Annotated in this window: 8 protein-coding genes and 2 pseudogenes; 7 read left to right on the top strand and 3 right to left on the bottom strand. The window is 62.9% G+C overall.

The features are described 5' to 3' along the window. From EMO90_RS12540 to EMO90_RS12230, 6 genes and pseudogenes are all read left to right on the top strand, one after another. Positions 1-292 (top strand): hypothetical protein (locus EMO90_RS12540; RefSeq protein ID WP_395953389.1); only part of this gene is annotated, 292 nt, incomplete at its 5' end. A gap of 21 nt (positions 293-313) precedes the next feature. Next, complete coding sequence (locus tag EMO90_RS11965; protein WP_150355137.1) at positions 314-1,708, top strand: type I glutamate--ammonia ligase; 1,395 nt, start codon at positions 314-316, stop codon at positions 1,706-1,708. 18 nt (positions 1,709-1,726) lie between these two features. Then, positions 1,727-1,933: pseudogene (locus EMO90_RS12790) on the top strand (AAA family ATPase); the annotation flags it as partial. Beyond that, positions 1,927-2,142, top strand: a pseudogene (locus tag EMO90_RS12785) (DUF4143 domain-containing protein); the annotation flags it as partial. The pseudogenes EMO90_RS12790 and EMO90_RS12785, both read left to right, overlap by 7 nt. Continuing rightward, positions 2,063-2,512, top strand: a complete 450-nt coding sequence (locus EMO90_RS12780; protein WP_395953391.1) for a DUF4143 domain-containing protein — start codon at positions 2,063-2,065, stop codon at positions 2,510-2,512. The pseudogene EMO90_RS12785 and the gene EMO90_RS12780, both read left to right, overlap by 80 nt. Positions 2,513-2,559: 47 nt before the next feature. After that, positions 2,560-2,709 carry a hypothetical protein gene (locus EMO90_RS12230; protein ID WP_190972128.1) on the top strand — a complete coding sequence of 50 codons (150 nt, stop codon included), beginning with the start codon at positions 2,560-2,562 and terminating at the stop codon, positions 2,707-2,709. A gap of 198 nt (positions 2,710-2,907) precedes the next feature. Here EMO90_RS12230 and EMO90_RS11955 read toward each other — a convergent pair whose 3' ends face one another. The 3 genes from EMO90_RS11955 to EMO90_RS11945 all read right to left on the bottom strand — a co-directional run bounded on the left by EMO90_RS11955 (position 2,908) and on the right by EMO90_RS11945 (position 6,835). Then, the gene (locus EMO90_RS11955) at positions 2,908-4,278 is read right to left on the bottom strand and encodes a glycoside hydrolase family 28 protein (protein WP_150355138.1); all 1,371 of its coding nucleotides are present in this window, start codon (positions 4,276-4,278) and stop codon (positions 2,908-2,910) included. Between the two features lie 458 nt (positions 4,279-4,736). Further along, complete coding sequence (locus EMO90_RS11950; RefSeq protein WP_190972129.1) at positions 4,737-6,086, bottom strand: ATP-binding protein; 1,350 nt, start codon at positions 6,084-6,086, stop codon at positions 4,737-4,739. A 224-nt stretch (positions 6,087-6,310) separates the two neighbouring features. After that, a complete protein-coding gene (locus EMO90_RS11945) occupies positions 6,311-6,835 on the bottom strand; it encodes a P-loop NTPase family protein (protein WP_150355140.1) in 525 nt (174 codons plus the stop codon). Positions 6,836-6,898: 63 nt separating this feature from the next. Between EMO90_RS11945 and EMO90_RS11940 the strand changes: the two genes are divergently transcribed. After that, a complete protein-coding gene (locus EMO90_RS11940) occupies positions 6,899-7,549 on the top strand; it encodes an alpha/beta hydrolase (RefSeq protein ID WP_190972130.1) in 651 nt (216 codons plus the stop codon). Positions 7,550-7,777 lie beyond the last annotated feature (228 nt).

The following is a 7,777-nucleotide window of genomic DNA, read 5'->3' as shown; positions in this document are numbered from 1 at the left end:
GAACCAGGCGCCGACCGGCAGCAAGGGAATAACCTACACCACAACCCCGCCCAACGCAAACCCAACCCCAACCAACACCACCAAAACCACTGAAAACACAACAAAACAACGGCGTGTCGCAAACAGCGGAAACGCAACTGGAAAATCGCACAACAACACGAGCCAATCGCCATCGGAACCGCTTATGGCCTCGTCCAACGAACGCCAATACCGCAAGGCGCGTGTCGGCGGTGGTGCGCTGGTTGGATGTAGTCCAATCGCAATCCCAGCCAGGGAACGCACCCGACCCTGAACCCGACCGAAAGGACATCTCATGAGCATCCAGAACGCCGCATTGGGCGCATCCTCCATCACGACCGATCAGCCCGGCGGATCCTCCGCGCCAGCCCCGCACGCCCCGGAACTCGTGCAGGGCACATTCGTCGACCTGGCAGGCGTGACCCGCGCCAAGAACGTACCGGCCCGCCGCCGTGAGGTGTTCGCCAAGAACGGACTGGGCGCTCCCAAGGTGTGGGTGGTGTTCAACGCTGACAACAACTTCGCCGAAAACGACACGTTCAACGTGACCGGCGATCTGCGCCTGCGGCTCGACACGTCCGCGTTGCGCCACCTGGACGAGCACATCGTGTGGGGGCCGACGAACCTGGCCAATCAGGATGGAACCCCCAGCAAATACGATCCGCGCACCACGCTGGCGATCGCCGAGCGCCGGGCCGAGGAGGCGGGCTATTCCGCGCAGTTCGGCTTCGAATTCGAGTTCCTGCTGCTGCCGGAGTCGATCGCCGACGAACGCCGTCCCGACATCTTCGCCACCCCATGGCTTGGCTACGGCGCGCAACCGTTCATCGAACAGGACGACTTCTTCGCCGATCTGACCGTGGCGGCCGATGCGGCCGGCATCGAGCTCGAACAGCTGCACACCGAATGGGGCACCCGTCAGTATGAGGTGTCGGTCGCCCCGGATACGCCGGTCGCCGCGGCGGATAAGGCCGTCCTGTTCAAGCTGCTCGTCAAGCGAACGGCGGCCCGGCATGGGCTGAGGGCCGTGTTCTCGCCCAAGCCGTTCCCGGATCAGGCGGGCAGCGGCGGCCACATCCACTTCTCCCTGACCAAACTCGCCACCGGCACGCATCTGTTCTCCGGCGGCGACGGCGTCTACGGGCTGACATCGGAGGGCGGCCATGCGATCGCCGGCGTTCAGGCTCATCTGGCCGAGCTCACCGCGATCCTGTCCGGCTCGCCGGTCTCCCTGCTGCGCCTGCAGCCGGACACATGGTCGGGCGCGGCCATCGGTTGGGGTCTGGAGAACCGCGAGGTCGCGATCCGCTACGCCGCGGCCACGCTGGGCAACCCGCGCGGCGCCAACATCGAGATCAAGACGGGGGACGCGGCCGCCAATCCGTATCTCGCCCTCGCGGGCCTCCTGTCCGCCGCGCTGGACGGCATCGCGCAGTCGCAGCCGCTGTTCCATCCGACCGAGGGCATCCCGGCGTCGTTCACCGATGAGGAAAAGCGCGAGCGCGGGCTGGTTCCGTTCCCGAACGACTTCGATGAGATCACCCGCCTGTTCGGCGAGTCCAAGGCCACGCGGCGCTGGTACGGCGATGGCATCGTCGACGCGATCGTCGCGATCCGCAACCTGGTCCGGGAAACCTACGGCGACACCTCCCCGGAGGATCTCACCTACCTGTTCCGCCACGTATGGTGACGGCCGGCCCGGCAGAGGGGCAAAACCTGGCTGGTCACCGAGTTCGGTCAGGAACACTATCGAAACGTCCTGCGCATTGATTTCATGCGGGACAGCGACGCTCAGGGGTTCTTCTCCGGCAATCTCGATCCCCATGCCATCGTAGACAATCTGTCAATGTGCACCGGCGTGCCCGTCGATCCCGGCGATACGTTGATCTTTCTCGATGAGATACAGGAATGCCCGCGCAACTGGCAAAGGAAAACCGTAAATTCGTGTACGGGGTGGTTCGACCAGGCGCTCGTGCACGCGATTTCGAGGAAAGCCTCATGTGGCTGCGCGATTACGGCATCGTCGCTCGTGTGCCATGCGTCGATGCGCTGCGCTCCCCGCTCAGCGCCTATGTCGACGTGTCCACGTTCAAGCTGTTCGCTTCGGACGTCGGACTGCTGGGCGCATTGGCGAACCTCTCTCCCGCGACCATCGTCGACGGGAATCGATTGTTCACCGAATTCAAGGGGGGCGCTGACCGAGCAGTACGTATGCCAGCAACTTATTGTCCAAGGATACGAACCGGCATACTGGGCCAACCCGAAAGGACACGCGGAGATCGACTTCGCCATCGAGATGGACGGAATCATGAGGGCCATCGAGGTAAAGGACGACCAGAATCTGCGCGCCAAAAGCCTGCGCTACGCGCATGACCACTTCGGTCTCGAGCGCGCATTGCGTCTGAGTCTGAGCGGATATGGGGAGAAAGACTGGCTCATCAACATCCCGCTCTGGGCGGCCAGCGGGCTGCGCGCGTACCTGCGCAACCAATAATGTTCTCTGCGGAACCGAAATGTCATCATCGGCGGTCGGCGCAGCGCGTGGCCAACGAGGCACTGCAGGCCGGCGAGTACGCGAGCCAGGCGCGGGTGGCATACGACCGCAGCGCCATCAGGCAGGCCCTCGCCCAGCTGGATCAGGCGGGCGACCACATCATCGCCGCGCGCGACGAAACGCAGGGACCATTGTAGACCGCGGCCGAATGGGTGCCGTACTACGGTTCGTCCGCGATCGGGGCTCATGATATCCGGCCACTTCAACCCGACACCCAACCCACGAAAACAACAGCAGCCTCCCAAAAAGATCCGCAGGCGGCGCCCCGACATCCGACTACCAAAGCCCAACCACTAACCCACGAAAACAACAGGAGCCTCTAATAATTTCATCTCCTAGCGTTCGTCGAGGTCCACGTGGACCCGCTCGGCGTGCTCGGTGAGGGCCACCGGCGCATCGGCATAGAACCCCTCGCGGCGCAGTCGACCCGAGACCGTGACATCGCGGGCTCCGCGCACGTAGACCGCGGGGATCTCATGCTCGTAGACGCCGTACGCGCTGGGCTGCTCGTCGAACCACCTGGCCGGCTGTGTGCCCTGGGCGCGCATGGTCAGGTCAAGATCCGTGACGCGCACGTTCTCGATCAGCGGGCCGGCCGATCCGTCGGGCCTCGCCTCGCCCACCTCGCCGGCGATGAACACGCACGACTCGCTCACCATCGACACATGGTCGAACGTCACGTCGCGGATCACGCCGGGGTGCGGCACGGTGGGTCTCGATCGCGGCACAGCGGAGACGAAGATCGGCTCACCCTTGCCCCACCAACCGCCGCGCCGGCCGCCACGCCACGAGTCGGCGTACTGGCGGGTCGACCCGGACACATGATGCACATGGATGCCTTCCACGGTCGCGCCGTCGCGCACCCAGATGCCCACGCCGCGCGAGCAGTCGCGGAACACGCAGTCGGACAGGATCACGTTGCGGATCGCCGAACCGGTCTCTGTGCCGATCTTCAGGGCCGAGTCGCGCGAGGCGAGCACGCAGTTGGAGATGACGACGTTCTCGCACGCCCCGTAGCGCGCGGCCATGGGCGGCGTGTTCTTGACCACGATCGCGTCGTCGCCTGTGCTCACGATGCAATTGGCGATCACCACGTCCCGGCAGGTGTCCGGGTCGATGCCGTCGTTGTTGGGAGCGCGCTGGTCGTTGAAGATGCGCACGCCGTCCACCAGAACCTGACGGCATCCGGCCATGTGCAGGGTCCAAAACGCGGCGTCGCGGAACGTCACGTCCCGCACCGTAAGGTTCGTCACGTCCTCGAAGTACGTGGTCCTCGGGCGTCCCCACAGCTCGCCCTTGACGGCCAGGGGGCTTTCGTGGAAGCCGTTGTCCGAATCGTCGTCGTAGAACACCTTGTCGCCCTGCCCATAGATCACGCCATGGCCTTCGATCACGATGTCCTCTGCGTGGCGGGCGAACAGGAAGCATCCGCCCTCCCAGCCCGCGTTTTCGGTGTCGTCGTCGAACTCCGCGGCGAAGTCGATGCCATCGGCCGGATCCAGGCTGCTGATGAGCCACGCCCCGGTCTCCAAGTGCAGCGTGACATGGCTTTTCAGCACGATCGCGCCGGAAAGGAACCGCCCCGTGGGCACGACCACCCGGCCGCCGCCGGCCTCGTGGGCGCGGTCCACGGCCGCCTGAATCGCCTCACGGTTGTTGGTAACGTCATCGGCCACTGCGCCGAAGTCGGTGATCGCATAATCCATGGGAGACCTTTCGCCACGATGCACGTACTCCACTGGCTTTCCAGCATATGCCGTGAGCCCTGACGCACCGCATCCGTAGCCACGGTTTTCATGAGGATTGATGATGGCCAACCGCGGATTCCGCAGTCAAATAATTGGACATATGCTTTGGCTTTTGAATATTCGATTATCAATATATTGCCAATAAAGTCGGCTCGGATGCGGGGATGCCTGATCCGTCTGCGGCACCGCACTCCCAGCGCTCTTTCAGCGAACCGCCGGGGCAACGCCAAACTTACCGCGGTTATATGAAGACATCGGCCGAGCGATCACCCGATCGTCCGGCCCACATAACTGAATCCCTTCCTTCTTCTCTTCTTCTCTCCATCGAGGGCCCTGGCCGGGAATCTTTCCGGACCGGGGCCCTCGGCGTATGTGGCCTATGGGCGTGGCTTGAGACCGCTTGTCGTTATCGATCGTCATTGCGCCCGCGCAGCCAGATCATTCAGCGCCTTGGCATCCACGCAGAATGCCGCATAGGCGGGAACGCTGCAGATGCCATTGTCGAACCCGAAGTTCCTTGCCGAGATGCGGATGGCGTATGGGGGCTGCGCCTTCGCCATGAAACGGGTCAGGCTCGTCGCACGCACGTTCGTGCCGGACTTGACCTCGATGGGAATGACCTGGCCGAACCCGTTCTGGGCCACGAACTCGATCTCCTGCGCGCCGCCCGTGTCCGGGGTCCAATAGAAGGTCGGCACATCGTTGGCGTGCAACGCCTGCATGACGGCATTCTCGCCCAAAGCGCCGCGAAAACGGGAGGATATCTGGAGACGCGACTGCGGGTCCAGCCACAGCCCGGCATCCAGATTGTACCGGCTGAACATCAGACCGGTATCGGCCATGTACACCTTGAAAAACGACCCCCCATCCCGTGCGACCAAGGGGGCCGTCAGGTCATTTGTCTGCTCGTTGAGCACGATGAGACCCGCCGATTCCAGCCACGCGATGGGCAACCGGTACTGACGCTCCCTGCCGCCCTTGCGCACGTCCGCGTATTTGAATTTCCGCGTCGTCTCGCGCGCCAATTGTTTGGGGATACTCGCCCATACCGACTGCGTGGCGACCACGGTTTCGGGAGGAGCGTAAAGCGCGATGTCGGCTGTGTAGGTGGCGTCGATGTCCGTCTGCAGCTCACGGATCGCGTGCCAGTCGGCGCCCTGAGCATACGCGTCGACGACTGCCGGCAGGCCGCCGACCATCACATACCGCCAATAGCGCTCCATGGCCTCGTCGTGCAGGGCGAAATTGCGGCATTCGTCGAATTGGCGTCGTATGCCTTGGGCCATCAGATCGTCGCCCGTGGCCCACAGCCACTCCTCGAAATCCATGGGATGCAGCGTGATCTGGTGCACGTCGCTGGGAAACGGCAGCGTGCGGTTGCGCAGCGTCACGCCCAACTGGGATCCGGTGGCGATCACCCTGTAATCGCTGTTCGCGAAGAACCGCAGGGAGTTCAGCGCCTGCTCGCACAGCTGGATCTCATCGAAGGCGAGCAGTGTCATATGGGGTTGAATCGGCTTGCGCAGATAGATCGACAGGTCGGCGACGATGCCCTCGATGTCCGACGTGTTGCGGAATATGGCGCCAAGCCGCTCGAGGTCCGTCTGGAAATCACAGTACGCGAAATGCTCCTCGCCGAACCTCTCGCGTCCCAGACGCCGCAGCGCATAGGTCTTGCCCACGCGACGGGCGCCGCGCAGCAGCAAGGGTTTCGCGCGATCGTCTTCCGCCCATGCATCAAGTTGCGCGTCGATTTTGCGTCTCATGGCTTCCCTCCACATGCATGCCACTTTTCCTCATTAAAAAGTGTAACATCATGCCACTTTTTCTTAGTAAAAAATGTATCACATGCCACTTTTTCCGCTTTGTTTTGAATATGGTGGACTTCCCACCGTGGACAGCGGCTTTCCCATTTTCGAACATTCGTTCCACGTCGATCTTGTCGCGTCCATCCCGCAACACCGCGGATCACGCACAGATTGCGCACGGATCAGGCGGTGCGGACGCCGATCCGTTCCGCCACGAATCGGTCGAGCTGTCGCTGGGTGCGGAGCACCACGACCCGGTCCGCATACCGTTCCATGACCCGCCGGTATTCGCGTCGTCGTCTCGCGTCGCATCCGCGATGGAGGATCCACCACACGAAATCGGCGTCCAAGCGCTCATCACAACCCGGAGTCATGGACGGACGCGACCTGCCGCGATAGACGCGCAGTCGCCTGAGCACGCGCAGCAGACGCGAGAACCGATTGAATAGCATGATCACGATGACGTCGGACTTGCCGAGCCGCTCCTCGTAGTGCAGGTTGGTGTAGTTGCCATCGATCACCCAGGAATCGTGGTCGTCAAGGAACCGGCGAACCATGTCGAGCTGCTCGCCGATCGGCCGGTCGCGCCATCCGGGCAGGAACTGGACGGTGTCCATATGAAGCACCGGAATGCCGTACGCCTCGCTGAGCCGACCGGCCAGGGTGGATTTGCCGCTGCCGGTCAGGCCGATGATTGTGATTCTCATAGACGCATAATAGGTGGCTCTGCAACGCGGCCGCAATGGTACGGTGATGGCATGAGGTTTAGAATGTCCAGCAGCATCGAGGTCGCGCCGGGCGCGGACGATCGCCTGTTCGTCATGTTCCACGGTTACGGCAACGACGAGCGGGAGATGATCCGCGTGATCGACGCTATATACGCGGGAACCGGGTCGCTCCCCTCCTATCTGTCCCTACGCGGTACATACGATCGCGCCTTCATGGGCGGCGCCTACTGGTATCCCGATGGGTGCGGTGTCGAGGAACGCCGGCGCGAATGCTCGGCCGTGGGAGACGCCGTCGTCTCCCTGCTGGATTCCCCGATGTACGCCTCCCGCCGAAGGATCCTCATCGGTTTCTCCCAGGGCGGCTATCTGTCCTACCGCATGGCCGTCGAACATCCGGAGACATTCGATGCGGCGATCCTCATGAGCCCATCATTCAAGGGCGAGAAGACCACTGATCTTTCGGCATTCGACTCTCCCACCCGCTTTCTGCTGCTGTACGGTTCCGACGATCGCACGATCCCAGCGGCCGATCAGGACACCGCCCGGCACGTACTGGCGGCCAGCGGACGGGCTGAATACCGCGAATACGCGGGCATGGCCCACTCCATCAACGACCAAGAGATCAACGATATTCGCATGTTCCTCGGGCTAGAGAACAACACCACTCATCCCGGACAGGCTCCCCTCGTCTGAGTGGAGTTCACCAGCGTGCGGTCGCAGGATCCACGCCATCACGCACCGATTCAACGGCGCGCGCCCGGGACCACACGCACGCGCAAACCCAACCCGGGAATACAAAAAAGGCCCGGAGGGCAAACACCCTCCGGGCCAAACAAAGAAATATTGCGGCGGCGTGCTACTCTCCCACACCCTATCGAGTGCAGTACCATCACCGCGCCAGGCCTTAGCAACCGGGTTCGG

This window comes from Bifidobacterium vespertilionis, from assembly GCF_008698145.1.
Taxonomy (GTDB): Bacteria; Actinomycetota; Actinomycetes; order Actinomycetales; family Bifidobacteriaceae; genus Bifidobacterium; species Bifidobacterium vespertilionis.
The sequence above is the reverse complement of the archived record's forward strand: the minus strand, read 5'-3'. Positions and strand labels throughout refer to the sequence as shown.